Raw genomic sequence first — 26,973 nt, forward strand, 5'->3', positions numbered from 1 at the left:
CCTTCATCCTCATCTCCTTATCTTCATCGCCGTCTAGCGGCTCTTGACCAGCAGCTCTACGGCCTCCTTGACGCGTTGATCCGCGCTTATTCCGTCGGTACCCTGCAGCAGGCAGTGCTGCAGATGATCCGCCACGATCTGGGCGATCGCTTTATCCGAGGCATTGCGCACGGCGGACAGTTGGCTGACGACTTCCTTGCAGGACTTGCCTTCGTCCATCAGCCGGAGAACGCCGCGAACCTGACCTTCGATCCGCTTCAGGCGCCGTTTTAAATCTTCCGAATAAGTTTCCATCGGAATCCCTCCATCTTCAGGGGAAGCATATACCCCTATGGGTATAATAATAGTGAAGCCTTCCCCGTATGTCAAACGTATGTGCACTTTCCAACCCTTCCGGCTCCAAAAGATGCAAATCTGCAGGTATTTAGGCTCATTCACGAGGGGATGCGAAAAAGGATGCAAATCTGCAGGCATTTCTAGCGGTTTTAGAGAAACGAGCCGGTTTCGTCGAAAATTCCTGCAGATTTGCAGGAATTTTGAAATTCTTGTTCCATACAAGAAAAAAACATGCAGATACGCAGGAATTCAATGTTATCAAGGTTGTTGATGGGGCACTAGGATGGCAAAAAACAACCCGCCCCATACATGGGACAGGCTTCGCAGTTACAATCACGACAGTTACAACGCTTCCCGCTTGATCTTCTCCAGCAGGGCGCCGCATCCTTTTACGACCATTTCATAAACTTCCTCAAAGTTACCGGTAAAATAAGGGTCCGGCACTTCCTTCACTGTGGAATCGGGCACCAGGTCGAGCAGCTTGACGATTCGGGCATCCGCCTGCCGGGCCAAAGCCTTCAGGTCGCGTTCATTCTGATTGTCCATCGCGACGATATAGTCGAACCGGGTAAAATCGTCCGACCCGACCTGCCGCGCCAGCAGCCCTTCATACGAGATGCCGTACTGTTCCAGGATTGCCCGAGTCCCCTCATGCGGCGGCTTGCCGATATGCCAGTTGCCGGTTCCGGCGGAATCGATCAGAAATTGCTCCGTAAGTTTCTCCTCGGCGACGAGATGCCGGAAGACGGCCTCGGCCATCGGGGAACGGCAAATATTCCCCAGACAGACGAACAGCACGCCGACTTTGCGGTTTTCGCTCATGTTCATTCACCTCTTGTCAGATCGTACTATAAGTCCCGCCATCGAACAAGCCTTTCCGTTTGAGTGCTTTACGGCAAGAAAAAAGCCGCGTTTTCCGCAGCTTTTGCCAAGAGAAATTCTAGAAAGCACTGAACAGGCTTCTTACCCGCTCGAGCATGTCCCGGCGCTCCTGATCCGTCACGGACTGGTTGACCCCGCCGAACAGCAGTTGTTCCGCGACTTCGATGCCGCAGAAGTCAAAGATGCCCTCGCCGGAAGTTTGCTTCAGCGCATCTTCCATGCCGATCGCTTCGTAATAGTCCTCAGACGTTCCGTAGGTGCTGATAATGACCCCTTTTTTTCCCGTTAACAGCTTGTCCACAGTACCTTCACCGTTATAAGTATACGCAAACTTGTATGCGAAAACCCGGTCGATATATCCCTTAAGAATCGCGGGAAGACCCGCCCACCAAATCGGGTAAATCAAAGTAATGACGTCCGCCCCGGTCAAGTGGTTTTGCTCCGTTCGGATGTCCTCCAGCAGGTTTCCTTCCTTCAAAGCTTTTGTATCCTCCAGGGATAATACGGGGTTGAAGCCCATTTTGTAAAGATCGCGGACTACGACCTCGTGACCGCCCGAATTCAGCGCATCCACCGCCGTTTGCAGGATTTTGTGATTAAAGCTGTCCTCGTTGGGGTGGGCGTACACTATCAGATGATTCATGCCTTGCAACCTCCTAATCGCCATGGCTTCGGCTTAAAATCATCCGTATTATGCGCTATTTTTATAATTTCAAACCTGGCCGCCACAGTAGCGGCGTTTTGCGGCGCTATCTCGGCCCAATTTGGTTCCGCAGGGATAATAGCGGCCCAAAAGGGTCCTATTCCCCTGTTGCGGACCCCGAAATCAGGGTTTTGCCTGCTTTTTCCAAAAATAAGCTCCTAAAAAGCCACTATTCCACACCGCCCAGCAAAATTCGGCAAAATAGCGCCGCGTAGGGCCCTTATTCACCCGCCCGGATCAAATCTCGCCAAACGAATACTCCTTCTCCACCTTGCAAATCCGGACGGTGTAATTTTCGTACCAAACCTCCCGCCCCTGCTGCTGCGCCGTTTTGTGCAGCTCGTTTTGCTTCCAGTTCTTGATGTCTTCAAGGCTGGCCCAATACGAAATGGTAATGCCTTTCCCCGCCTCGTTGCGGACGCTTTCCGCTCCCAGATAGCCCGGCTGATTCACCACAAGCTCATCCAGCTTTTGGTCCATTTCCGCATATCCTTGATCCCCGGCCGTTCTTTTGCTCGAAAAGATAACGGCGTAATACGGAGTTTCGGACAGGCGCTTGTGTTCTTTCATTGGAATTCCCCTCCCTCGATCGCTTTATTACCGCTTGAAATGATTAAATCCACCCCGGATGGAGTGGATCTACACTGGCTTCTTTAAATTTTATACGCCCGCATCGCCTTTTGCAATTCTTTAAGGGTCGGCCGCTTGCCGTAAAGCAGCACGCCGGTGCGGTAAATTTTCGCGGAAAGCCAACCGAACAGGAAGATAGCGATAAGCAGTACGGCCAGCGAAGCGAGGATTTCCCACATCGGCGTGTCCCCCAGACCGATCCGGACGATCATCGAAACCGGCGAGAAAAACGGAATATACGTGCTTACCTTCAACAACGTCGAATTAGGGGCGGAGAGGCTGAAAATCCCGATATAGAAAGCGGCGAGAGACAGCATCGTAATCGGCATGATCGCCTGCCCCAGCTCTTCCGTACGGCTTACGAGCGATCCGATGGCCGCGAACAAAGTGGCGTACAGGAAATACCCGAGAATGTACAGAATGAAGCCAAACACAATGACTTCTACGCTGATCTGGGACAAATCCAGATTCAATTCGGACAGGATCGGCCGGTTGTGCGGAAGCGTTACGTTAATGGCAATCACGGCCGCAAAAATGAAGATCTGGAACAGCCCGATCAGGAACATGCCAATGATCTTCCCGAACATTTGCGCGAGCGGCGATACGCTCGTAATCAGAATTTCCATGATGCGCGAGCTCTTTTCCGCCGTCACTTCCGCGGCGATCATATTGCCCGTCATCATAATCGTCATAAAGAAGAGAATGACCAAAACGTACACGATCACATAATTAATAAGTGCGGGTTTTTCCGTCTTTCCTTCCCCGGCTCCTGCCGCTCCCGGCGCCGCCTGCTTCTGCGCTTCGATCTGAACCGGAGCCGTCAATGAAGCGATTTGCTCCTCGTTGAGCGTCCCCTTGGTGATATATTCGGCCTTGACGCTTTGCAGCACCGCCTGCAAGGAGGCTTGAATGTCTTGGGGAATGCTGTCTTTCTTGGACACATAGGTTACGCCCGGAAATTCCCCGGCGGTACTTTCGCCAAATTGGAGGTAGCCGTCAATTTTTTCGTCTTCGAGATCCTTCTTCAGCACCGCTTCGTCCGCTTGCTCGTACTCCGTTAAAGTAAAGCCGGGAGACTCCTGTTTATCATGATAAGCCCTGAACGATTGAACGATTTCCGGCTGACTGCTCCGAACCAACCCGATCGACGCCGGTGCGTCATCCCCGCCCGTAAATTTGGCGATAAAATAAGGCACGTTCATGCCGATGGTCACAAGCAGCGCCAACACCAGCGTCGTGATCAAAAACGATTTGGCTTTGACCTTATTAAGAAACGTAAACCCGATAACGGTGGTCATTTTATTCATGCGATTCACCCACTTCTTTAATGAATATTTGATTCAGAGTCGGTTCTTTGATTTCAAAATGCTCCACTTCGCTCTGTTCCATCGCCGTGCGCAAGACAGCTTTGGCCGCTCCCACGTCGGAAATGCGGATCAGGTATCCCCGTTCCTTCCGTTCCACCCCGGTTACCCCCGCGATCCCTTCCAGTCCCGAGACTTCCGAAGTGGTGTGGAGCAGAATTTCCTCTCTCGGGTATTGTTTCTTGATCTCGCGCAAGCTGCCCTGAAGCACGGTTTTGGAGCGGTGCAGGATCGTGATGTTGCGGCACAGCTCCTCTACATGCTCCATCCGGTGCGTCGAGAAAAGAATGCTGGTTCCGCTGTCCCGCAGCTCCTTGACCGTCGCTTTGAGCAGTTCGACGTTAACCGGGTCCAGACCGCTGAAAGCTTCGTCCATAATGACGATCTTCGGCTTGTGGACGACGGCGGCGATGAAGCCCATCTTTTGCTGGTTCCCTTTGGACAGCTCCTCGATTTTCTTGTCGTAATACTCCGGAACCTCGAACCGGTCCAGCCAATATTTCAAACTCTTGTCGGCCTCGGAAGCGGACATGCCCCGCAGGCGGGCCAGATAGATAATCTGGTCGCTAACCTTGACCTTGGGGTACAACCCGCGCTCTTCCGGCAAATACCCCATCATATGCTGAAGCTCCGATCCGTAAGGCTTGCCGTTATATAAAATCCGTCCCCCGTCCGGATAAATCAGCCCCAGTACCATCCGCATGGTCGTCGTTTTGCCGGCCCCGTTAGCCCCGAGCAAACCGTAAATTTCCCCTTCCTCGACTTGCAGTGAAATTTCGCTCACGGCGGTTTTATTGCCGAATTGCTTGACTACCTTATCCAGTACCAATGGTTTTGACATCAGTGCTCCCTCTTTTCTTATGTGATGAGTTCTTCGGGCGGATGCCCCTGTATCCACAATTCCAAAATATCATCGAGCTCCAGACTCCGGCTTTTGAGAATTTGAATCGTACCTGCGCTTTCTTCCATTTCCAGCCCCGCGGCGTTCCTAGCCAGGATGCGGAAAACGGAAGGTCCGTCCGGGACGCAGCTGAGGACACCCGGTACTTCGGCAAGTTCCTCCGGCTCCGCTCCCCGTACCCAGACCTCTTTCCAGGTGTTGAACAAGGCATCTTTCTCGGCCATGCCCTGTATCCGCCCCTGATGAACCAGAACGATAAAGTCGGCGAGACGCTTAACTTCCTCCACGACATGGGTGGAGATGACAATCGTGACATCCTCCTCGTCCAGGCAGGAGCGAAGCTGCTCGATCATATCTTTCCAGGCGAAGGGATCCAGACCCGAGGACGGTTCATCCAGCAGCAGCAGCTTGGGCCTGGCCGCCAGCACCGCCGCGATTTCGAATTTTCGCCGCTCTCCTTTGGACAATCGGTTTAAGCGTTCCCCGCAAGGAATTTCAAAACGGTCCACCAAGGTCTCAAACCGTTTCTGATCCCAGGTTGGATACCAATGCGAGCGGAATTCCGCCGCATCCCGGGCCGTCAGAAAATTCTCTTCCAGGGCCGGATTTTCGGGGACATACCCGATGCGCTGCTTTAAAGCCAGCGGCAGCATCTGATTGGCCGGTCCCCCGTACCAGGCAATCTCCCCCGCGTCGGGATGGATCGTCTGCAGCAGGAGATTCATGATCGTGCTCTTCCCGGACCCGTTAGGGCCGACCAAGGCGACCACGTAGCCCTTCGGAATGCGAAGATCTAGCGGTCCGATCGGCTTTCTTCGCCCCTCTTTAACCACGCCTTTCATTTCGATAGCGATTTTTTGTTCCGCAGTCTCCGTCACTTCGGTTCCCCCTTGCTTTTCGCTTCGCCGTACTTCTTTTTCAAAATTTGCAAAAACAAGTTCTTCAGCTCATCTTCCTTGTACTGTACCGAAATCCCGGTATCCACGGCCGCCTCCACCGCTTCCTGGACCACGGTCCTCCGGTAGGCATCGCGCTCCCCGGCCCCGACGCTGGCCACAAACGTGCCAGTCCCCTGCTTCGTGCGAAGCAGCCCCTCGTTCTCCAAATCCTGATACACCCTCCGCACTGTGATGACACTGCAGTTTAAACTGCCCGCGAACTCGCGGATCGACGGAAGCAGCGTGCCTTCCTCAATTTGCCCGCTGACGATCAGGGACCTGAGTTGAGTCTCGATTTGGTGATACAGGGGTTCGGCGCTATTTTCGTTGATCTGAATAGGAATCCACACCTTCCGGTTCACCTCCGATTCCAGGCAGACCATTGAAGTTCATCATCTTGCCAGATCCCTCCCGCCCAATCGCCGCAGCGTGATCCTGCTGAACAAGATCAGAAGAATCGCGCCTCCCGCCAGACATCCCCACATCACGGGAGACAGCAAACCGAACCGTCCGGATTGGTGTAAAGTAAAATCAAGCAGGCTGCCGTCAAACCAGGCTATGATGAAGGCCAGAGCGCCCACCGCGAACATTAAGGCAAAAGTCATCCACAGATAGGTGCGGCCTCTCGTCAAAAACTCCAAAAATATATAGGGACCGTTCATAGCCAGGGCATATCCCATCCAGGTCAGCGCAAAGGAGATGTATTGGACGAACCCGATCCCCTCACCCATGAAATAAAGCATCGTGTACAATGCCGCGAAGAATATTGCCCCATTAAACACCACGGCCGTTGCCAACTGGATCAGGCGGCTTCTCATAATCGTCCGGCCCGGAATCGGCAGGGTTCTGTAATATAGCAGCATCTGCGTGTAGGAATCCTCCTTTAAGTAATTAAAGGACCGCCGCGAAAAGTAGAAGCCGATCATGGGGATGAGCAACAACGCCATAAAATCCGCCATCGGCGTGAGTACCCTCTCCACCTCGGCCTTTTCACTGGACTGGAACAGAAAGCTGATCATCACGCCGGAATACACCATAAAAATCACGTTCCAGATCAAATACAGGCGGTCTGCCCGCAGGTCTTTCCTAAAAATAAACCAGGCATCCTTCCAGGTTTTCAATTCGGATCCTCCCAACTTAACTGTGCTTACTGTTTATATCTTTATACACAGTATATACTGTGCTCATAATGACGTCAACTCAGGTTTGTATCCTTCCTGCCTGCAGCACTGACGTTGCATCAAACCCGACACATGGTGCTGCCCGCCACATTATCGGCCTTTTGGGGCGCTATTCCGGCCTGATTCGGACTCGTGGGGATCAAGCGGTCAAAAAGGGCAGCCGGAGGGAAGTCTAACGGCCGTAGCAGCCGCTATTTAACGAAAAGTAACCCTTTCGTAATTCTAGCGGTCGTGAGCGCCGTTATTTCCCCTGGATTCTCGCCCTAACAGCCTGTTTATGCGAAATAAGCGCCGTGGCGACCGTTAGAATGGGAAGTCGGCGTTTTCGAGGCAAATAACGGCTGTGGCGACCGTTAGCCTAATCTTTGCCTTTCTTGCAAGGCTGCTCATGCGACGGCAGTTAGGGTAATGGGGCGCGCCGGATCCAACTCGCCACACCGAGGCGACAAGTTTCTCTGTCTCTCCTCGCCCCCCCCATACAAAACCGCGCAAAAAAACCGCCGGAGCCATCGAGCTCCGGCGGTCGCCGTCATCATTTCCATTACAGCCCAAAAATCACTTCCCACACCGGTTTCGTATGTCCGCCGGGATACAACAAATACAGAAGGACATAAACCGCCACACCCGTGACCGCCGTGAAAAACCAGATCACGGAAGTCGTACGCCCCCACTTCCGGTGCTTCGCGTACTTCTCCTTGAAGCCCAGAAAGAGCGTAGTGATGCCGAAGACGGCGGCCACCGTGGCCAGCACGATGTGGAAGATCAGGAAGATCTGGTAGTAGATCTTCAAATCATCCGGCCCGCCCCAAGACGTATTGCCGATAAATACGGTCCGCGACATGTAGATGATGAAGAAGAGCAACGCGGCCACGGCCGCGGCAATCATCGTCTTCTTGTGCGCTTCCCGTTTCCCCTTGATGATCAGGTTCCAACCGATCGCCACCAGCACGGCGCTGATTACGATAAACGATGTACTGATCGTAGGGAACAAGGTAAACAAATCCATGAGAATCCTCCTGTCCACGCGTCAATCTCTAAACCCGATTCAGCTTGAAATCCTCCGCCCGGGCATCCTCCTTGTCCTCCCGATTTTCCTGCCGGTACCATTGGAAGAATACGTAAGCGAGCATCGAGGCGAAGATGATCTCCTGAAAAAATTTCATTAGTATGCCTCCAACCTGCTGGTCCACCCGAGGTTCGAGATAACCGAAGTATTCCGGCCCACCGAATTGGCTAAGCAGCGTGGCCGGATCTCCCGGCACGCAATACCCCATCGCTTTGGCCCATACTTCGGGATCGCTGTAGGTCGCATACAGCGGCTCCGGCGCAAAAATAATCAGACCGCATGCCGGCGTCAGCAGCACCATGTTAAGGAAGATGAAGCCCATCTTCTTCAAGCCGTGCGCTCCCGCCTGTTCTGGCAGCGGTTTGACCAGCGTCCACCACATCAGCACCGAAGCGAGGAACAGAATAAGATAATACAGGCGGTGAACACCGAAATGAAGCATGACATAGTCGTGAACAACCGGAAGATGGTAGATGGAAAACAGCCCGTTGAACACCACCGCCGCCACCACCGGATGCGTCAGGAACCGGAGCCGGCGCAGCGGACCGCGGCCAAGGAACGGCGCGGCCGACCGCCACACCCAGGCGGGAAGGCCCAGCATCAAAAGCGGCGGAGCCACAAGATAGGATAGCGCCATACTGACCATGTGAAAGCTGAACATCATGTGGCCGAGCAGTTCGATCGGTCCGCCCTGGGCGAAATACAGCACGGTGATTCCAAATAAAAACAAACTTCTTTGGCCTGCGCTTACAGCGGGTTGTCCCCGTTTCTCGTTGACCGGTCCCGTCAACACAAGGTACCCCGCCGTAATGAGCAGTATGACCGCCAAAAACACGGGACTCCAAACTTCCGCAAATTTAAAATATTCTAACCCCAGCACGCTGAACCCTCCCTTCCCGCCTTCGTCTTTCTGTCGATTTTGTGAACGCGTAATACCCGTCAATAACATGAAAGAGGCGGCTTGAATTCAAGCCGACCTCTTTATATTTTACCACCACATCCAGTATAGCGCCGCTATGATCGCCGTCCCGGCGACGAAAAATCCGCCGGCCATAAATACGATCGGAATCATATGGCCTTTATCCTTCATGTGCATCCAGTAGCCAAGTTGAACAAGAACTTGCAGCACAGCCATCACCAGCAGAAGCAGCACCGTAAAGGCGGTGTTTACGCCCCCGGCCGCCACCGCCGCAAACGCGATCAGCGTCAGAATGATCGAGAAGACGAAGGCGACGATATGCTTCTGCGGCCCTTCATGGCGGTGACGGTGCTTGACCGCCTCTCCGTTCGAATCGTGACTGGTCATGTTAACCTACCACCTTTCCGAGCAGGTAAACTACGGTAAAAATAAACACCCACACGACGTCGATAAAATGCCAGTACATGGCGGCAACATAAACCTTCGGAGCTGTAACGACGTTCAATCCTTTTTTGAACAGCTGTCCGATCAGGATCGAAATCCAAAGGATCCCGAACAAAACGTGCGCTCCATGGAAGCCGACCAGCGTATAGAAAGCCGAACTGAAGGCGCTGGTGGTCATCCTGTAGTCTTCATGGATCATGTATTCCGCAAACTCGTAAATTTCTAGCACCAGGAACGCCAGACCGAGCAGAACCGTAACCGCGAGCCAATTCGCCAACGATTTGCGGTTCCCCCGATGCATCGCCTGAATGGCGAACACGCTCGTCAAACTGCTGACCAAAAGGATAAACGTCGCCGCCGCCGTGATCGGCAAACTGAACAGCTCGCTGGCGGACGGGCCATCGGCCACCTGGTTTCGCAGCGTCAGGAAGGTGGCGAACAGGGTTCCGAACAGGACCGCTTCGCCCCCAAGGAAAAGCCAGAAGCCAAGCACTTTGTTGCGGCCTTCCAGCGTCGCCTTTTCCGGTTCATGGGGAAGTTCGCCCGATACCTGCTGTGCATGAGGTGTCGTCATGCTTTTACCCCCTTGTCGTTCAATTCATCCGGTTCGATATGCCAGCCGTGATCGTCGAATAGCGAACGAAGCAGCATGGACCCCAGCGTAATCGCCAGGCCGATTCCCGTGACGATATAGTTGCTGAACAGGAAATTCAGCAGGCCGTTGCCAAAGTCGTCATTCGTGAACATAAAGCCAAGACCAGCGATAAACAGGCCGACCGACATGACAAACGGCAGAATCGTCGGCGAAGGCATATGGATCGGCCCAACCGGCTCGGCAGGCGTCATCTCCTTGTTCCCGGCCATCTTTTCTTTCCAGAAAGCGTCGATCCCGCGCACGAGCGGAGTTTGCTTAAAGTTGTATTCCGGCGGCGGCGAAGGAATCGCCCACTCCAGGGTCCGTCCGTCTTCCCATACGTCGGCTTCCACGCCCTTCGGCTGTTTGAACGAAATCGCCACATTGATCAGGAAAATAATCACGCCGACGCCCATCAGAAAAGCGCCCACCGTACTGATCAGGTTCATCAGATCGAAGCCTTGGTTCGGCAGGTACGTAAATACCCGGCGCTGCATCCCCACGAGTCCAAGAAAATGCTGCACGAAGAACGTCAGATGGAAGCCGATAATAAACGTCCAAAATTCCAGCTTGCCGAGCTTTTCGTTCAGCACGCGTCCGAACATTTTCGGCCACCAGTAATGCAGCCCCGCGAACAGCCCCAGCACGAGACCGCCGACAATAACATAGTGGAAGTGCGCTACGACAAAATAAGTGTCATGATACTGGTAATCCGCCGGAGCGGAGGCCAGCATAACCCCGGTAACCCCGCCCATAACAAAGGTCGGAATAAAACCGGAAGCGAACAGGTTGGCCGTTGTAAAGCGGATTTGACCGCCCCACATCGTGAACAGCCAGTTGAAGATTTTGATCCCCGTCGGAACGGCGATCAGCATGGTCGCAATCGAGAACAGCGCGTTGGCAACCGGCCCCATCCCTGTGGTAAACATGTGGTGCGCCCACACCATGAAGCCGAGGAAGGCGATCAGAATCGTCGCGAACACCATCGAGCTGTAACCGAACAACCGCTTCCGGGAGAAGGTGCTGACCACCTCGGAAATAATCCCGAAGGCCGGCAAAATCAAAATGTAAACTTCAGGGTGCCCGAAGATCCAGAAGATATGCTGCCAGAGCACCGGGTTCCCGCCCATGGACGGTACAAAGAAATTCGCGCCCAAAATCCGGTCGAAAGACAGAAGCACCAGGCCTACCGTGACCGCCGGGAAAGCGAACAAAATCATCGTCGAAGTGACGAAGGTCGTCCAGGTAAACATCGGCATCCGCATGAATGACATCCCCGGCGCACGCATCGTAATGATCGTGGCCAGGAAGTTGATCCCCCCGATAAGCGTACCCAGCCCGGCGATCTGCAAGCCGATCGTATAAAAATCGACTCCGTGCGTCGTACTGTAATCCGTGGAGGATAGCGGCGTGTAAGAGGTCCATCCGGCATCCGGCGCCCCGCCCATAACCCAGCTCAGATTCAGCAGCAGACCGCCGAAGAGGAAGGTCCAGAACCCGAGCGAGTTCAGAAACGGAAACGCTACGTCGCGGGCTCCGATTTGCAGCGGAATGACCGCGTTCATCAGCGCAAAAATAACCGGCATAACGCCGAGGAAAATCATGGTTGTTCCGTGCATCGTAATCAATTCGTTAAATTGCTGGGCTGTTACGAAATCATTCATCGGTTTGGCCAACTGAACGCGGATCAGCAGCGCTTCAATCCCCCCGATGCCAAAGAACAGACCGCCCGCTATCAAATACAGGATAGCGATCTTTTTGTGGTCGACCGTCGTCAACCAGTCCATCAAACCCTTGTACCGCTTGACACTGTGAGCGTGAGCCAAGGTTTTGTACCCCCTTTAGAGTTCCTATAACCTCAATGCCGCCAGAGGCACCAAAGATCAATACGATAATTTGTAATCGGCCAGATACTGGGCAATCGCGTCGATTTCCTCATCGCTCAGGCCCAAATCTTCTTTCGGCTGCGGCATTTTGTTGCCGGGCTTCACCTTTTGGGGATCCTGAAGCCATTCCACGAGATTGTCCTTTACAGGCTTGCCGTCAACCGGTTTCCCCGAGCCTTCCTCATTCAGCAAAATACTTGCCACCGTTTCCCGGCCGCCTATGCCGGTGAGGTTCGGGCCGCTCGGCCCCCCTTGGTCTCCGACCGCATGGCAAGTCAAGCACTGTTTCTTGAAGACCTCGGCAGTGGCCGGATCCTCCGGAAGCACCGCAGGCGCTTTCATGGCATCCACCCATTTATTGAAGGAATCGTCGCTGACCGCCTTCACTTTAAATTCCATAAAAGCGTGGGACGGACCGCAAAGCTCCGCGCATTTCCCCAAGTAAACGCCTTCTTTGTCCGCTTCAAGCCAAGCCTTGTTCACCGTGCCGTCCGTGTTGGTATCGGTCTTTCCGGCTAGCGATGGCACCCAGAACGAGTGAAGCACATCCGCTGTTTTCAGTTCCAAAGCGATTTTCTTGCCTGAAGGAATAATCAGATCCTGGGCTGTCGTAATCCCGTAATCCGGGTAAGAGAACTCCCACCAGAACAAATGGGAAGTCACCTTCACCTTTACAGCGTTTTTGTCTTTCGCATAGTCTTCTCCGTACGCAAATACCTTTTGAACGGTGGCCACGGCCAGAATCAAGACCAGTACGAGCGGAATAGCCGTCCAGATAATCTCCAGCTTAAAGTTGCCCTCCACCTGTTTCGGAATCTCGTTCTGCCCCGGTCTCCGGCGGTATTTGATCCATACATACGCCGCAATCGCAAACACGATCACCATGACCGCCACCATGATCGTAACCGAAAGCTTGATCAAGCCCAATTGCCCTTCGGCTACCGTTCCCTGTGGTCTGAGCACCGACAAGTCCTCGCGGCCGCATGCGGACAACAAAAGCGGTAGCCCGGCAAACAGAGGTACAAGCCGCTTTCCAGCCTTCCACGGTTTCATCATTGATCTACCCCACTTTTCCGTTTTCTTCCCGGTTATGTACAGGCATCCGGCACACTCAAAACTACCTGTCTTATCACGGAAACTGCATTTCTGTCAATTACAACAATCACCTATTAAATATATGATCGAACCCTTGTTTTGTCAATGATCCGAGATGAGTTCACAAATTGTTCAAAAAGCCGCGAGGGCGCGCCACAATGGGATTTGCGAACGTTTTCACTTTTGGATTACCCTCCGGAAGCTGCCCTGAACCTTACTAGGTTATGTTAGAGTTTGCGCTTCTTTTCCTGTTTTTCATTTTTGACATTTCCCAGAACTTTATATTGAAATTTATAAAAAAGAAAACCGAGCGACCTCCGGCGATCGAAAAAAATCCGATTGCGCCCGACCTGACTGACGCCTTAATGTGCCTTAATGCGCCTTAACCTGCTTTTATCCGCTATAACTTATCCACTAACGGAAGCCATAGCCGCTATTTCACATTTTTATAGCCAACCGGGATTCTAACGGTCGCAGTAGCGGCTATTTGGGCGAAACGAGGCCATTCAGACGCTAAACAGGCACAATAAGCGCTGTGGCTTCCGTTAGAATTCCCGAAGAGCGACTTTGCGCGAAATAGCGACTATTATGTCCGTGGGAGTAACCGTGTTATGGAGAGTCGCCGTTCTATCCGGCTTGGCGGAAAATTGAAGCGGTCCAAGCGCATAAAAAAAGAGAGCTTTCGCTCTCCGAGTTTTTATATCGTCAGAATTACCGGCCCTTCCTCCGTGATCGCCAGCGTATGTTCATAATGCGCGCCCAGGCTTCCGTCCGCCGAACGAATCGTCCAGCCGTCATTGTCCCACAGCACCGCGCCCGTTTCGCCCAGCGTAAAAATCGGCTCGATCGTGATGACCATTCCGGCGAGAAGCTTCACTCCGCTACGGGGGCGGCCAAAGTTCGGCACGTCGGGCGCTTCATGCATCTGCCGCCCGATGCCGTGGCCGATCAACGGCTTGACGATGCCGATGCGCGCTTCCATAGCCACCCGCTGTACGGCATAGCCGATGTCTCCGATCCGATTTCCCGGATGCGCCGCGTCAATGCCGGCGTACAGCGCTTTTTCCGTCGTTCGCAGCAGCCGTTCCGCTTCCGCATCCACGTCCCCGACACGGTAAGACCACGCCGAGTCCGCCAGCCATCCGTTCTTGTTCACGACCATATCAATCGTGACGATATCGCCTTGCTTCAATTTTTGCGGCCCAGGAAACCCGTGACATACCACCTCATTTATAGAAGCGCAGGTGGCATAAGGGAAGCCGCGGTAACCTTTCTGTTCCGGCTTCGCGCCCCGTTTGGCAAGAAACGACTCTACGAACCCGTCGATCTCCGCCGTGGTGATGCCGGGGGCAATCAGCTTGCCGATCCCCCGGTGGCACTCGGCCAAAATCGCTCCGGCTTCGCGGATTCGGGCGACCTCTTCTTTTGACTTCAAGTTTGGTTTCAATCTGCAATCCCCTTTCGCGGCACAAAGCTGTTTTTCCTAACAACAACATTACCTCTTGGATGCTACATTATATGTGATAAACAAAGAAAAAACGCCCCTGCTCTCGCCGGGACGGTAATTAGCCTATAGGTATTTGGGTTCAAATTCATGAACGGCAGACTTCAGGAAACCGACGAATTCAGCTTCCCCATTTCCGTCTCTACCAAAAGGGTCAACTCTTCCTCATAGCCGCCAGTAATCCGGTATTTGCGGACATATTCTTTTACGAACTTCTTCGGGTCTTTCGGCTTGAATATCCGGGTCATCTCCCGCAAACTTTCCTTCACTTCATTGTGACCTTTCGTTGCCATACCAAATTCCCTCCCAGAACGTTTCTAGTTCAATGCTCCGATCTCGAGAATACGTAACAAGCAGTACTTCATGAAGTCAGCTTACGGTTTAACTTATTCAGCTGGCGCATGACACTATACATACCCGAACCTCTTCCCGATGAATCAGGCACGCGAGAACAGCGTCTTGCATATATACCGGTCTTAGCAAAACAAGGAAAGACCTTATGTCCCCCTATTGTAACATATTCAGCTGGCAGTTACAGCTTTCTTCCAAACACCCATTTTTTTGGATTGGCCGATTTGTTTATTGGGATCATGCTCCGCTGGTTAAGATAAGGTTAGATTCGATTATAGCTTCGGGACGTTAATTCCGCGTTAATCATACTATTGTATTCTCTAACAGGAGGACATACATGATAAAACAGCCCGCTGACGCCGGTCGTAATTGGAGCACTATCGATCAAACCGTTCGAAAGGATTACTCCAAAATTCGCAGCTTGCTGGTATGGCAAAGCGGAAGGCTCAGGTTCGAGGCGTACTACAACGGATACGGCGCCTCAAGCTTGCATGATCTTCGGTCCGCGACCAAAAGCGTGCTCAGTCTACTGATCGGCATCGCCGATCGCCGGGGCGAGCTCCCCGCAATGGATCAGCCGGTTTGGGCGGACGTCAAAGAACATGCTCCCGTAAGGCCCGATCCCGCATGGTCCCAGCTAACCCTGCGTGAACTGCTGACGATGACAAGCGGGCTCTACTGGCAGACCGGTCCGAAGCTGGGAGAACGGTTTATTCACCGGTTCCACCGCAGCCGGAATTGGAGAAATTTCATCCTGCGGCTCCCGGTCGTCCCGGAGCAGCGCGGCACATTTATGTACTGCAGCCCCTGCTCGCATTTATTGTCCGTGCTGCTGTCGAAATGGACAGGATGCACCGCTTTAAGCTATGCGACCACCCATTTGTTTCGACCGTTAAATATCGCTGACGTCCGCTGGAAGGCAAGCCCGGAAGGCCATTCCGGCGGGCATGTCGGGCTCCATATGACCGCTGGGGATATGCTGAAAATAGGCATTGTGTGCCTTCAAAACGGCGCTTGGGAAGGCCGCCCCCTCGTATCGCCGGAATGGATCGCCCGCGCGCTGTCTCCCCAATGCCCTCCGTTCTACGCCTATGGCCGGTACGGCTACCACTGGTGGAACGACGAAGCCGCGGGCATCCGTTACAGCTACGCCCATGGGCATGGGGGACAGCAAATTTATGTGATACCCGATCTGGAGGCGGCGGTTGCAATCTCCTCGGAGAGCGAGGTCAAACGATATAGAAATCCGAAAGCTTTGCTTGAACGTAAGATTCTGCCCGCACTTCAATCCATGTAAAGGGAGGAAGGTCCTTGAACGCGAAGACGCCAAAAATCATGATTCTCTACGCCAGCTACGGGGACGGGCATTACCGGGCCTCCAAAGCCATCGAGGCCGGCTTTCGCAGCAGAGGTATCCGCGATGTCGTATTGCTGGATCTAATGGCGGAAGCCCACCCCAGACTGAACGAACTCACAAAATTTATATACTTGACCAGCTTCAAGGCTCTGCCCTCCTTGTACGGATGGATTTACAATGTCACCAAGGATTTGCGGATCGGGGCGACCTTTCTGCGGGCGGTGAACTCCATCGGTTCGGGGACTTTGAAAAAAGCGATCAGTCGGCACCAGCCGGACCTGGTGATTCACACGTTCCCCCAGCTGGCCCTGCCGGATTTGATCGAGCGGGCCTCCCTCTCCCTGCCGCTCGTCAACGTGATTACCGATTTTGACGTTCATGCGAGATGGCTGCATGCGGGAGTCGACCGGTACTATGTGGCGACCGAGGATATGAAGCGGGAAATGATCGAACGCGGCGTCCCGGAGGAACGCGTCCTGGTAAGCGGGATTCCGCTTCGGCCGGATTTCCGGTGCGACGGAAATTCTCCCGCCGTTTCGGGGATCGGCCACGCTTTAAATCCAAATAAAAAAACGATTCTGCTCATGGCCGGCGCATCCGGCGTAATGCAGGGAAACCGGGATATTTGCGAGGCTTTGCTTGCCGGAGGAAACTATCAGGTCCTTGCCGTATGCGGACGAAATGAGGAGTTGTATCAGAAGCTTGCCCTTCAGTTCGGCGACCACCCTGACTTCCACTTGTTCGGCTTTGTCGATGAGGTTGCCGAATTTATGCTGGCAAGTGACTGTATCATCACCAAGCCGGGGGGAATCACGCTATCGGAAGCGCTCGCCTGCCGTCTGCCGCTCTTTCTGTACCGGCCTGTTCCCGGACAGGAGCTGAACAACGCCCGTTACCTGGAAAACAAAGGGATTGCCCGCATCGCCCGCGACCCGCGCTCCCTGCATGCCGGGATCGACGCTTTGCTGCAGGACAGCCGGCAGTTGGCCCGCGTCAGCGCCAATATGGAAAACCTCCGCAAGCCGATGGCCGCGGAGGTCATAGTCAACGATATCCTGGATCAATGGTTTCAGCCCGCTTCCTGCAAGCCCTCGCCTGTGCAAATCGGTTCTGCCCACCCCAGGCTCGTCATACATTGAGTACTAGGTAGGCATCCGTATTAGAAAGCAGGTGATCCCTTGTCCCCTTTCAAATCATCCACAGGCCTGTATGAAAATGTAGCCGGTTTTCTCTGCTATCTGTTCGCCTTCGTAGGCGGGATCGTGTTTCTGGCCGTGGAACGAAGAAGCCGTTTCGTGCTGTTTCACGCCTTGCAGTCCGTCATTCTGTTCGGCGGGCTGATGGTTTTTCACGCGCTGGCCGGATTTCTGCCCATCATCGGCACCGTCGTCGGCCTGCTCCTCTCTATTGTAGGCCTGGTTCTGTGGCTGGTCCTCATGCTGGCCACCCTCCAAGGGAAATGGCTGAAGCTGCCATGGATCGGAGAGCTAGCGGAAAAACAGTTAAACCGCATGTAGCCTTCAGCAGGAGAAAAGCGCGCCTATTCCCATCCCTATTCCCAGCCTCATCCGGCAGGCAGCGGGCACCCGGTTCAGTTCAAGCAGAGCAAAGCTACTCCTTTGCGGGAACCGGTGTGCCTTTCCGGCCGAGACCGTTGAACAAGAGGTTCATGACAATAGCCGTAAAGCTGCCCGCCACAATGCCGTTATCCACCAAAATGCGCAGCCAGGACGGCAGGCTGTCGAAGATTTCCGGCACGACCGTCACGCCGAGCCCCATGCCGACCGAACAGGCGATAATCAGCAGATTTTCATGCCGGTTCAAATCCACCTGATCGCCCAACATCCGAATTCCCGAGGAAAGAACGAGGCCAAACAGAGCGATCATCGCTCCCCCAAGCACGGAGGTAGGCACCAGTTGAGTCAGCGCCGCGATCTTCGGCACGAAACCGATCAGAATCAACAGGCCGCCGGCAACCACGATGACGTCACGGGTTTTGACCCGGCTCATTTGTACAAGCCCCACGTTTTGCGAATAAGTCGTATAAGGGAACGAGTTGAAAATACCGCCCAGCATGATCGCCAGACCTTCGGCCCGGTAGCCGCGCGCCAGATCCTTGGACGTAATGTCTTTATCCACGATTTTGCCGAGCGCCATAAAGACACCGGTCGATTCCGCAACACTGACGATCGCCACGAGGATCATCGTCAAAATCGCCGATGCGTGAAAGGTCGGCGTACCGAAGTAAAACGGCTGGACCATGTGAAACCAGCTGGCTTCCTTTAAAGGCGTCAAATCGACTTTACCCAGCAGCGCCGCCGCGAGGGTGCCGGCAATCAAGCCGATCAGGACGGAAATGGAGCGCAGAAAGCCTTTGGCAAAGCGATTCATCAAAACCACGAACAACAGTACGCCGAACCCGAGCGCCAGGTTGGCCGGGCTCCCGAAGTCGGGCTTGGACACGTCGCCGCCGCCCAAGTCGGTCAAGGCCACGGGAATCAGGGTCACCCCGATAATCGTTACGACCGAACCGGTCACGACCGGCGGAAATAAAGCGATCAGTTTCCCGAACAAGCCGGAAAACAGGAAGACGAACAGGCCGGAGGCGATGATCGCTCCGTAAATCGCACTGACACCCATGCCGTCCGTAAGCCCGATGGCGATCATCGGAGATACGGCCTGAAAGGCGCAGCCCAGCATGACGGGAAGCCCGATCCCGAAGAAGCGGTTCCCCCATACCTGCAACAGCGTCGCCACCCCGCAGGCCAGCAAGTCGATGGAAATCAGATAGGTCAACGCCTCATGCGACAAGTTCAGTGCCCCGCCCACGATGAGCGGTACGATCACCGCGCCGGCATACATGGCCAGCACATGCTGAATGCCGAGCGACAGCGTTTTGAGGGGATGGCGGTTCCTTTGAAAAATCCTTTCACGTTCCATGAATATGAAAGCTCCTCTCCCTGATAAGCCCGGAATTGTTCCGGTTTTCTGTCAATATTTCATTCGTTCAGGCCTCGTGCACTTCTTCCACAAAGGTAACCGTCCCGTTCTCCAACGAGGCGATCCGGACGAGCGATTCGACCCTGTAGCCCGCCTCTTCCAGCAATCTTGCGCCGGGCTGGAACGATTTCTCGATGACGATGCCGATTCCGACCACGGAAGCGCCGACTTGCTCCACAATTCGGGCCAAGCCAAACGCCGCCTCCCCGTTCGCCAAAAAGTCGTCGATGATCAGCACCCGGTCTTCGGGATGCAAAAACTTCCGTGACACCGTAATCTCATTGCTTTCCCGCTTGGTAAAGGAATATACTTTCTCCACCAAGATGTTGTCCTTTAGGGTCAGAGATTTGTGTTTCCGGGCGAAGATCATCGGTACGCCCAACTCCAGCGAAGTCATAATCGCCGGAGCGATGCCGGACGACTCGATCGTCAGCACCTTGGTAATGCCTTCGCCGGCAAATCTGCGGGCGAATTCGCTCCCCACTTCCCGCATCAGGACAGGATCCATCTGATGGTTCAGAAACGAATCCACCTTAAGGACGTTCTCCCCCAGGACAATCCCTTCCGCCATGACTTTATCTTTTAAAAGCTTCATACCGTCGTCTCCTCCTAGACATCATTCTTCTTGTTCCGTCCCCCGCAAAGCATGAAAAAAAAGCCCATATCCCGGACCGCCCGGAATATGGACTAAACAAAGGGAGAAAACCGACGTAAACTGGCGAGAGTCCCCCACGCCTCAGGATCCCGCCCTAAGCGCGCGGCTTCCAGCCAACCCGCGGTTCTCCCCGTAGTCCGATCATTCCGGTGATCGGGTAGAGACATGCAGGCCGATTCCTGCACATATACGAGAAAATATATGAAAAAAAATGTCGATTTTCATGCAACGTTAGAAGTATAACGCATACCGGGCGAAGAAATAAAGAGGAAATTTTATGACCGGCTTGGCGGCCGGCCTAGAGAGGTCGGGACTCTCCGGGGAGGAGATGGTTTAACAGGGAACGAAGCTCCGTATCTTCCTTGTAACTTTTGTCCCCCGTGTCCAGGCGCCGGATTTTAATCTGGGAGTAGTCCGCTCCCGGGTTCGTCGGCTTAAAAATCAGATCCTGTTTGTCCTCCAGGCGCAGTTTGTACCCCATCTCATCAAACATGGATAGGAAGTCCTGCTCGGAAGGAATCTCCCCTTTTTTCAAAAAGATTAAACCCCTTAATTCTTTCACTTCATTTTTATGATATACGTCAAAATGTACGATGCACTCCATAGTCTTCGTGCTCCTTTCATTCATGTAATTGACGATCCCGCGATGATGTTAAGCGTTCCCCCCGCTCTACGTTTTCATCCGGGCGGCGAACTTGAAGTCCTCTGAATGAAACGCAAGCGGCACGGCTCAAGAGGATGCTTCCTCCCGGAATCCGTGCCGTCCGGCAGCGGGTGCCTCTCCTTCTACTACGGATATGACCTCCGTATATCGGGCCCCACTTTTTACAAATTGGTGAAATCGTCAACGCCTATCCTAAATTTGCTCCGAACCGCAATGAGGGCACCATTTGGTCCCTTTAACGAGGACCGAAGAACAGATCTGACAGCTTACGGTCGGAATCCCCGTTTCCAGCGCGGAGGATACCTGTTTCTTCGGCGGCTCCACATTTTCCTTCCAGGTGCGGATCCGGCGGTCCAGCTCTTCCTGACGCTCCCGTTCCCGTTCCAGCTCCCGCTTACGGCGAAATTCGTCATGCTCCCGTTCCTCTTCGACTACCGGGGACATCGTTGCCACCGGCTCTTTATAGATGATCGTTTCGTCCGAAACCGGCTCCGCGAACAAAGACAGCGGATCCTGAAGACCATGGTCCCGATCCTCCTCCGCCTCCTTGGCGGGGCTCTTCTTGCCGACCGCCGTCTTCGCCTTATCAAGCTTGCGTCCGCAGTATTGGCAGAACAGCGCGTCTTCGGCAATCGCTTTGCCGCAAGCGCCGCACAGCCGTTCATTTTTCAGCTCGGCGATTTTCGCGCGGATTTCATCCCGCTCTTCCGACAACAGATCGCAGGTTTTGGCCAGCTCGACCATCTCTTTTTCCGCATTGGACATATCTTTGCGGGAATAACCCTCATAGAAGACTTCGCCCATCTTTTGGAAATAGAGCCCCATCTCTCGCTCAATATTCGAAATCTGTGTGTTCAGCCTCCCGATCTCCACGGCGTTTTGCGCGCGGTCGGTCACTTTTCCAGCACCGTCTTTAATCCTCTGTAAAAAATTCATGAATGCAATCCTCCCATTCCATTACTTTCCCAAATAAGAAACCCGGAAAGCTCTATGCGCTTGTAACCTCTTTATCATTCCTATGAGATAAATTCTAGAAGTTATCATACCAGATTTGCGGCTGTGGTGAAAATCTGCCCTTTGATTCATCGGAATGGCCCCCGTGTATTAATGTGTAGATCTGATCGTTCCACAAAGGAGAGGAGAAATGGCGAATGGTATCCCCGAAAAAAACTTACTTTATTTCCGTGACGCACCGGCTCGTTCAGGAAGTGCCGAACGATTCCGCCGAATTTGAAGTTCTGCTCGACGAGGAAGATCTCTCGGTGCTTCGCGACAAGCTCGAAGAGCTGGCCAAGGAAGACGAGTATACCTTGAAGCGGGCGCCCGTGCCCTATAAATCCGCCGACCATGACGAGGCGCCGGATCAGTTCAACCGCCGGCTGACCGAGATCTACGTGCTGCTGTACCGCAACGGGACCGAGAAGACCCGGGAGGCGATCATGGGGATGGGCGTGCTCAGCAATTTATCCAACACGGACTACAACCATCCGGGATATAACGGCGGGACCCCGTTAAACAAGTAAACGCCGCCGCTTTCGACAATTGGAGGCTTTCCGTCATTTCTTTTGAAATTCCAGGCCTATTCAAGGTAAAATAAACCTAAGAACTTCAGAAGAAATGGGAGTAGATTAGACTGAGTATATCCAACCCGAGTAACAAGGACAGCCTGCTGAACCAGTTGGACCTTCGCGAACTGTATCAATGGGAGATCAAAGATGACGAACTGCGCAAGTTGGAGGAGTGGAAGAAGCTCCCCACGCTGTACCAGCTCGCTCTGGATGAACTGAAGAACAAGATCAAGCTGGTCCAGACGGAGTGGAAGATTCATAACGGATACAGTCCGATTGAACACATCAAGACCCGGATCAAGGAACCGAGAAGCATTCTGGAAAAACTGGAACGCAAAGGCTTCGCGTTGACGGTCGACAATATGGTAAATCAGATTCACGACATCGCGGGCATGCGGATCGTCTTTTCCTTTGCCCAGGACATTTACAGCCTGCTGGACCACCTTCGGCAGCGCGAGGATATCAACATCATTGAAATCAAGGATTACATCGAGCATCCGAAGCCGAACGGCTACCAGAGCCTGCATGTCATCGTGGCGGTCCCCTTGACCCTGTTCGAAGGTCAGCGGTGGATGAAGGTGGAAATTCAAATGCGTACGCTGGCGATGGATTTTTGGGCGAGCATGGAGCACATTCTTTACTATAAGTATGATAAGCAGGTGCCTTCGCATGTCATCCGCGAGTTGACGGAGGCGGCCAGAGCGGCGGACGCCCTGGACAAAAAAATGCACGGGCTGCGCCGGGAAATCATGGGGGCCTCGGAAATCCCCGCCCGGCGGACCGAAACCGAATCCCTGCCGAAATAGACGACTCTCCACTTCAAAAAAAAGGCTGTCCCCTGCCGTGTTAAACGGTGAGGGACAGCTTTTTTGACACCGCACGCTAGGCGGTCTAACGCGTTTTTTTGGGCGAATGCGCCGCCGCAAGATCGGCGGCGCGCTCCATCACCCGGCCGGCGACCAGGGAAAGGCCGCGGGCCGCGCCGGGGACGCCGGGCAGCAAGAGGCGGGCCCACGAGGCGGCGTCAGGTCCGGGCCCGTGCCCGGGTTCCACGTCCGGAGGCGCAAGCTCCCGCAGCTCCGCCTCCACGTCGTGGAACTGCGGCCCGGGCAGGTGCAGCCGCCCCTCGGCCGCCAGCTCCGCGAGCCACTCGGCGACGTTCGGCCCGTCGCCCGCCGCGGAGCGCTGCGCCTCCGGCCCGCCCGCCGTTTGGCGGAGGGCCTCCTCCGGCGCCGGCAGCGGCTGGGCCGCGGCCCAGCGCTCCAGCACGGCCGCGGCCAGCGCCTCCGGCGTCCAGCCGAGCAGCGCGAGCCGCAGGCCGGGGTCGGCCGCCCAAGCGGCGTCGGCGGCGGCCAGGGCCTGCGGCACATGGCCGCCGCCGGGGGCCGCGCCGCAGGCGCACACGGGCGCCGCGGCAGGGCCCGGCTCCCGCCGCCACGGCGGCAGCTCGGGGAGCAGGGCGGACAGCGCCGCTGCCCCCTCCTCCAGCAGGCCGGCCAGAATCAGCGGCCGGCCCTCGAGCTGCCGCAGCAGGCGGTCGCCGTCCGCGCCGCCCGGCGCGGGAGCCGGCAGCTCGACGACGCAGAGCGGCGGCGGAGCCGTGTCGGCCGCCGCTTCCACGCCGCTTGCGCCTTCCGCCGCGCGCTTGCTCCGGCGCGCCCCGTTTCCGCGCGGCGCTTCTCCCGGGAAAATCACGCGCAGCGCCCCCGGCACCGGCTCCAGTTTCACAGATTCAAGGGTCTCCGTTCTCCGGCTCATCTCGCATCCTCCTCGATGATATTTCCCGCACCCTGCAGCATCACCAGGCCGCGCAGCTCTTCATCGGACATTTCCGTAAGCCATTGCTCTCCCGACCCGACGACCTGCTCGGAAAGCGTCTTTTTTCGTTCGATCAGTTCATCGATCCGTTCCTCCAGCGTTCCCTGGCAGATGAGCTTATGCACCTCCACGTTTTTCCGCTGCCCGATCCGGAATACCCGGTCCGTGGCCTGATTCTCCACAGCCGGATTCCACCAGCGGTCATAATGAATGACATGATTGGCCCTCGTCAGATTAAGTCCCACGCCCCCGGCTTTCAGCGACAGGACGAATATAGGCGCACCCGTTCCCTCCTGGAAGGCTCGAACCATCGCGTCCCTTTCCGGCTTGGGAACGGCTCCATGCAGGAAAAACGGAGTATCCCCGTAACGTTCGGCCAGCTTCACCCGAAGAATCTCCCCCATTTGCACATATTGCGTAAAAATAAGGGCGGCCTCCCCGTTATCCATGATGAGATCAAGCAGCTCGGTCAGCCGTTCCAGCTTGCCCGACCGTTCCGGGTCTGCCCCTGGGACAAAAGTTCCTCTCGCCCCAAGCCGCGGATGGTCGCAAATCTGCTTAAGCCGGGTCAGCGACGACAAGACCAGGCCTTTGCGGGCTATGCCGCCGCTGCCTCCGATTCTGTCCATGAGATCGGCCGTGACGGCCTCATACAGCCTGGCCTGTTCCGCCGTAAGCGAACAGTACGATTTCAGTTCGATCTTCTCCGGCAGATCCTTGCGGATATCCGGGTCGCTCTTCAGCCGGCGCAGCAAAAACGGAGCCACCAGCTTGCGCAGCCTTCCCAGCTCGGCGGACTGCGGGTCACCGCCCCCGGTGTACTTGGCCCGGAAGGAAGCGTGCGTTCCCAGATATCCCGGGTTGAGGAACTGAAAAATCGACCATAGTTCGCTCAGCCGATTCTCCACCGGCGTGCCGGTCATGGCAATCCGCTGCGGCGCGCTCAGCTTCATCACGCTCTGAGCCTGCTTGGTGCCGAAGTTTTTAATGTACTGCGCTTCATCCAGTACAATCGTCTTCCATTCCAGCTCCCGCAGTTCTTTGCCGTCGCGTCCCGCCAATTGATAGGTCGTAAGCACCACATCGCTGTTCCGGCATTCCATAGCCAGCCGATCCCCGTGCAGCCGGTCGCTCCCATGATGAATGTATAGTCGCAGCTGCGGCGCGAACCGGTTCAGTTCCCGCTGCCAGTTCCCGAGCAGCGAAGTCGGGCACACGATCAGGCTGGTCCCCGGCGAAGCCGCCAGGCCGTCCAGCAGCTCCGTAATGACCTGGACCGTTTTGCCCAGCCCCATATCGTCGGCCAGCAGTGCGCCGAAGCCCAGTTGACGCATCGCCGCCAACCATTGGAAGCCCCGCTCCTGGTAAGGGCGGAGTGTTCCGTTCAGCGCTTCGGGCACCGGGCGTGGCTTGGCGTCCCGCAGCAGCTCGCCGCTCATCAGAACGGCAAGCAGGCCTTCCGTCTCCACCCGCTCGACCCGCAGCCCTTCAAACCGGTGATCCTCGTCGGTACCCGAAGCCAGGTACATCAGGTCCCGGAAGGTCAACGTGCCGCTTTCCTGCCGCTTCATAAACTTCAGCACCTGGCGAAGTTCCTTGACGTCGATTTCGATCCATTCCCCGCGGAACAGGACGAGCGGGGATTTCAAGGCAGCCAGCCGGGCCAACTCCTCCCGGGTCAGTTCCTGCCCGTTCAGCACGGCGCCCGCCTCGAAAGCAATCAACTGCTGGACGCCTAGTCCGGCCCCCTCGTCTTTGCTCTCGGGCGTGGTCCCCCAGCTCGAGGCCTTGATTCTCACCCCGGCGGGGCGACGGCCTTCCCGGGTCCAGCGGGACGGCATCTGTACCGTCACCCCCTGCTTGCGGAGGAGCGCCACGGACCGGCCCAAAAAGGCGACCATCTCCGCGGGTTCCAGCGTGACGGCCTCCGGCCGGGGCCCTTCCAACGCCCCCGCGATCTCCGGCGACATCTCCGCCGCTTTCTTCAAGCGGAGCAGCAGGCTTTCTTGCACCTTGCCGTACCTCCGCCCGCGAATCTCCATTTCCGCGTGCGGATAGCTCCAGATCAATCCGGCGGGCAGCAGTACGGCCGGATCCTCGGCCCCTTCGCCCCAGAACGAAAGGCGCCAGGCCAGCCCGGAATCCGGCACGCCGCTCCCCGAGGGCAGCGGCTCGATCCGCAGGCACAGCCGGAGCGTACCCGCGGACCTGCCTCCCGGCTCTTCCTCCTCGGCACGCGGACGTCCCCCGCCGATTTCGGCAACATCTTCCGCCAACTGCTCGATCTCCGCCGTATGGCCTGTAAGGTCAGGCGGCGTCCCGGCGGTCAGCAGGCCGTTCCACCAAAGCTCGGAGATCGGCGAGGCGCCTCTGCGGTAATCGGCCCGCGAGGGATTCAGCTTCCGGCCAAGGTCCTGCACGGCCTTGCGGACTTCGTGATCCACCATCGCCGTCAGAAAGGAATGCAGCAATGCCATCTGACGGCCGGCGATCGTTCCGCTCTCCGCCGCTTCGGCCGGCTGCTGCATGGCGGCCAAACCAAGCGGGGGCATGGATTCGGCCAGCCGGCGGAAGCGTCCGGCGTCTTCCTCCCGGTCAAGCAGCGGTCCCCAGACGGCTCGGGCCGAAGCTTGGGTCAAGCGCCGGCGTCCCTGAGGGCCCGCCGCCGCCCGCAACCCCGGCACGATTCTCCCCCGGCGCAGCAGGTCGAGGGCAAAGCGGGCCGCCGTGCTCCAGTAGGAGAATTCCGGCCCGGGCCGCACGCCTCTGGGTGCGTAATAACCTTCGTCCCAGTTCAAAAGAAGCCGCCAGGCTTCCGGCACCGGCAGCGCCAAACCTTCCAGCGTCCGGCCGATCAGCCCTTTCCGTTCTCCGCCGCCCGCGGACCTTCTCCCCGGGGCGACGGGATACCTCACTTCGGCAAGCCGAAGGGCCGCATGCTGAAACGGACGCAATCCCGGAACCGGCTCCAAAGGCCGTACCGCTGCCGTCCAGGCATCCACTTTGCTCTCCGATATCTCGCCCGAGAAGCAAAAAAACACATCCCCAAGCCATATTCCATAAAGGCGTTGATTCAT

General features: G+C 55.6%; 28 protein-coding genes and 1 riboswitch. Of the genes, 5 read left to right on the forward strand and 23 right to left on the reverse strand.

Annotation, left to right across the window (positions count from 1 at the left end):
• Positions 1 to 33 precede the first annotated feature (33 nt).
• The 17 genes from V4U84_RS14670 to V4U84_RS14750 all read right to left on the reverse strand — a co-directional run bounded on the left by V4U84_RS14670 (position 34) and on the right by V4U84_RS14750 (position 14,776).
• Positions 34 to 294 (reverse strand): metal-sensitive transcriptional regulator, encoded by a 261-nt coding sequence (locus tag V4U84_RS14670; RefSeq protein ID WP_334074730.1) that lies wholly within the window; start codon positions 292 to 294, stop codon positions 34 to 36.
• 384 nt (positions 295 to 678) lie between these two features.
• The gene (locus V4U84_RS14675) at positions 679 to 1,158 is read right to left on the reverse strand and encodes a low molecular weight protein-tyrosine-phosphatase (RefSeq protein WP_334074731.1); all 480 of its coding nucleotides are present in this window, start codon (positions 1,156 to 1,158) and stop codon (positions 679 to 681) included.
• 118 nt (positions 1,159 to 1,276) lie between these two features.
• The gene (locus tag V4U84_RS14680) at positions 1,277 to 1,861 is read right to left on the reverse strand and encodes an NAD(P)H-dependent oxidoreductase (protein WP_334074732.1); all 585 of its coding nucleotides are present in this window, start codon (positions 1,859 to 1,861) and stop codon (positions 1,277 to 1,279) included.
• A gap of 297 nt (positions 1,862 to 2,158) precedes the next feature.
• Positions 2,159 to 2,491 carry an antibiotic biosynthesis monooxygenase family protein gene (locus V4U84_RS14685; protein ID WP_334074733.1) on the reverse strand — a complete coding sequence of 111 codons (333 nt, stop codon included), beginning with the start codon at positions 2,489 to 2,491 and terminating at the stop codon, positions 2,159 to 2,161.
• Positions 2,492 to 2,574: 83 nt separating this feature from the next.
• Positions 2,575 to 3,858 carry an ABC transporter permease gene (locus tag V4U84_RS14690; protein ID WP_334074734.1) on the reverse strand — a complete coding sequence of 428 codons (1,284 nt, stop codon included), beginning with the start codon at positions 3,856 to 3,858 and terminating at the stop codon, positions 2,575 to 2,577.
• The gene (locus V4U84_RS14695; protein ID WP_334074735.1) at positions 3,851 to 4,756 is read right to left on the reverse strand and encodes an ABC transporter ATP-binding protein; all 906 of its coding nucleotides are present in this window, start codon (positions 4,754 to 4,756) and stop codon (positions 3,851 to 3,853) included. Before V4U84_RS14695 ends, V4U84_RS14690 begins: the two co-directional genes overlap by 8 nt.
• A gap of 17 nt (positions 4,757 to 4,773) precedes the next feature.
• The gene (locus tag V4U84_RS14700; protein WP_334074736.1) at positions 4,774 to 5,694 is read right to left on the reverse strand and encodes an ABC transporter ATP-binding protein; all 921 of its coding nucleotides are present in this window, start codon (positions 5,692 to 5,694) and stop codon (positions 4,774 to 4,776) included.
• Positions 5,691 to 6,104 carry a GntR family transcriptional regulator gene (locus V4U84_RS14705; RefSeq protein ID WP_334074924.1) on the reverse strand — a complete coding sequence of 138 codons (414 nt, stop codon included), beginning with the start codon at positions 6,102 to 6,104 and terminating at the stop codon, positions 5,691 to 5,693. Before V4U84_RS14705 ends, V4U84_RS14700 begins: the two co-directional genes overlap by 4 nt.
• A 42-nt stretch (positions 6,105 to 6,146) precedes the next feature.
• Positions 6,147 to 6,875, reverse strand: a complete 729-nt coding sequence (locus V4U84_RS14710) for a hypothetical protein (RefSeq protein WP_334074737.1) — start codon at positions 6,873 to 6,875, stop codon at positions 6,147 to 6,149.
• Positions 6,876 to 7,476: 601 nt separating this feature from the next.
• Positions 7,477 to 7,941, reverse strand: coding sequence for a DUF420 domain-containing protein (locus V4U84_RS14715; RefSeq protein ID WP_334074738.1), 465 nt, complete (start codon positions 7,939 to 7,941; stop codon positions 7,477 to 7,479).
• Positions 7,942 to 7,969: 28 nt separating this feature from the next.
• Positions 7,970 to 8,881, reverse strand: coding sequence for a cytochrome c oxidase assembly factor CtaG (gene ctaG / locus V4U84_RS14720; RefSeq protein WP_334074739.1), 912 nt, complete (start codon positions 8,879 to 8,881; stop codon positions 7,970 to 7,972).
• Between the two features lie 108 nt (positions 8,882 to 8,989).
• Positions 8,990 to 9,307, reverse strand: a complete 318-nt coding sequence (locus tag V4U84_RS14725) for a cytochrome C oxidase subunit IV family protein (RefSeq protein WP_334074740.1) — start codon at positions 9,305 to 9,307, stop codon at positions 8,990 to 8,992.
• A 1-nt stretch (position 9,308) separates the two neighbouring features.
• Positions 9,309 to 9,938: a cytochrome (ubi)quinol oxidase subunit III gene (locus V4U84_RS14730; RefSeq protein ID WP_334074741.1), complete on the reverse strand. Its 630-nt coding sequence runs from the start codon at positions 9,936 to 9,938 to the stop codon at positions 9,309 to 9,311.
• Positions 9,935 to 11,785 (reverse strand): cytochrome c oxidase subunit I, encoded by a 1,851-nt coding sequence (ctaD, locus tag V4U84_RS14735; protein ID WP_334074925.1) that lies wholly within the window; start codon positions 11,783 to 11,785, stop codon positions 9,935 to 9,937. The genes V4U84_RS14730 and ctaD overlap by 4 nt, the downstream gene beginning before the upstream one ends.
• A gap of 96 nt (positions 11,786 to 11,881) precedes the next feature.
• Positions 11,882 to 12,940, reverse strand: coding sequence for a cytochrome c oxidase subunit II (coxB, locus tag V4U84_RS14740; protein WP_334074742.1), 1,059 nt, complete (start codon positions 12,938 to 12,940; stop codon positions 11,882 to 11,884).
• Positions 12,941 to 13,676: 736 nt separating this feature from the next.
• Positions 13,677 to 14,426, reverse strand: coding sequence for a type I methionyl aminopeptidase (gene map / locus V4U84_RS14745; RefSeq protein ID WP_334074743.1), 750 nt, complete (start codon positions 14,424 to 14,426; stop codon positions 13,677 to 13,679).
• A gap of 161 nt (positions 14,427 to 14,587) precedes the next feature.
• On the reverse strand, positions 14,588 to 14,776 hold the full coding sequence (locus V4U84_RS14750; RefSeq protein WP_148455660.1) for a hypothetical protein: 189 nt from the start codon (positions 14,774 to 14,776) through the stop codon (positions 14,588 to 14,590).
• 395 nt (positions 14,777 to 15,171) lie between these two features.
• On the opposite strand from V4U84_RS14750, the gene V4U84_RS14755 reads away from it, so the two are divergent.
• From V4U84_RS14755 to V4U84_RS14765, 3 genes are read left to right on the forward strand one after another with little or no spacing between them, the layout of a single operon-like run.
• Entirely contained in the window at positions 15,172 to 16,131 is a 960-nt protein-coding gene (locus V4U84_RS14755; RefSeq protein WP_334074744.1) for a serine hydrolase domain-containing protein, read from the forward strand.
• A 14-nt stretch (positions 16,132 to 16,145) separates the two neighbouring features.
• On the forward strand, positions 16,146 to 17,330 hold the full coding sequence (locus tag V4U84_RS14760; RefSeq protein ID WP_334077437.1) for an MGDG synthase family glycosyltransferase: 1,185 nt from the start codon (positions 16,146 to 16,148) through the stop codon (positions 17,328 to 17,330).
• A 39-nt stretch (positions 17,331 to 17,369) separates the two neighbouring features.
• Positions 17,370 to 17,708 carry a DUF4870 domain-containing protein gene (locus V4U84_RS14765; RefSeq protein ID WP_334074746.1) on the forward strand — a complete coding sequence of 113 codons (339 nt, stop codon included), beginning with the start codon at positions 17,370 to 17,372 and terminating at the stop codon, positions 17,706 to 17,708.
• Between the two features lie 94 nt (positions 17,709 to 17,802).
• On the opposite strand, the gene V4U84_RS14770 is transcribed toward V4U84_RS14765, so the two are convergent.
• From V4U84_RS14770 to V4U84_RS14785, 4 genes are all read right to left on the reverse strand, one after another.
• A complete protein-coding gene (locus V4U84_RS14770; protein ID WP_334074747.1) occupies positions 17,803 to 19,131 on the reverse strand; it encodes a nucleobase:cation symporter-2 family protein in 1,329 nt (442 codons plus the stop codon).
• A gap of 67 nt (positions 19,132 to 19,198) precedes the next feature.
• On the reverse strand, positions 19,199 to 19,786 hold the full coding sequence (locus V4U84_RS14775) for a xanthine phosphoribosyltransferase (protein WP_334074748.1): 588 nt from the start codon (positions 19,784 to 19,786) through the stop codon (positions 19,199 to 19,201).
• Positions 19,787 to 19,959: 173 nt separating this feature from the next.
• Positions 19,960 to 20,059, reverse strand: a riboswitch (purine riboswitch).
• Between the two features lie 85 nt (positions 20,060 to 20,144).
• On the reverse strand, positions 20,145 to 20,450 hold the full coding sequence (locus tag V4U84_RS14780) for a hypothetical protein (protein WP_334074749.1): 306 nt from the start codon (positions 20,448 to 20,450) through the stop codon (positions 20,145 to 20,147).
• A gap of 252 nt (positions 20,451 to 20,702) precedes the next feature.
• Entirely contained in the window at positions 20,703 to 21,446 is a 744-nt protein-coding gene (locus V4U84_RS14785; RefSeq protein ID WP_334074750.1) for a zinc-ribbon domain-containing protein, read from the reverse strand.
• 215 nt (positions 21,447 to 21,661) lie between these two features.
• On the opposite strand from V4U84_RS14785, the gene V4U84_RS14790 reads away from it, so the two are divergent.
• Entirely contained in the window at positions 21,662 to 22,033 is a 372-nt protein-coding gene (locus V4U84_RS14790) for a hypothetical protein (RefSeq protein WP_334074751.1), read from the forward strand.
• A 146-nt stretch (positions 22,034 to 22,179) separates the two neighbouring features.
• Positions 22,180 to 22,884 carry a GTP pyrophosphokinase gene (locus V4U84_RS14795; RefSeq protein ID WP_416367250.1) on the forward strand — a complete coding sequence of 235 codons (705 nt, stop codon included), beginning with the start codon at positions 22,180 to 22,182 and terminating at the stop codon, positions 22,882 to 22,884.
• An 85-nt stretch (positions 22,885 to 22,969) separates the two neighbouring features.
• Here V4U84_RS14795 and V4U84_RS14800 read toward each other — a convergent pair whose 3' ends face one another.
• A complete protein-coding gene (locus tag V4U84_RS14800) occupies positions 22,970 to 23,836 on the reverse strand; it encodes a hypothetical protein (RefSeq protein WP_334074753.1) in 867 nt (288 codons plus the stop codon).
• Positions 23,833 to 26,973 carry a DEAD/DEAH box helicase gene (locus tag V4U84_RS14805; RefSeq protein WP_334074754.1) on the reverse strand — a complete coding sequence of 1,047 codons (3,141 nt, stop codon included), beginning with the start codon at positions 26,971 to 26,973 and terminating at the stop codon, positions 23,833 to 23,835. Before V4U84_RS14805 ends, V4U84_RS14800 begins: the two co-directional genes overlap by 4 nt.

The sequence above is a fragment of the Paenibacillus sanfengchensis genome, assembly GCF_036864765.1.
In the GTDB taxonomy this organism is placed as follows: Bacteria; Bacillota; Bacilli; order Paenibacillales; family Paenibacillaceae; genus Fontibacillus; species Fontibacillus sanfengchensis.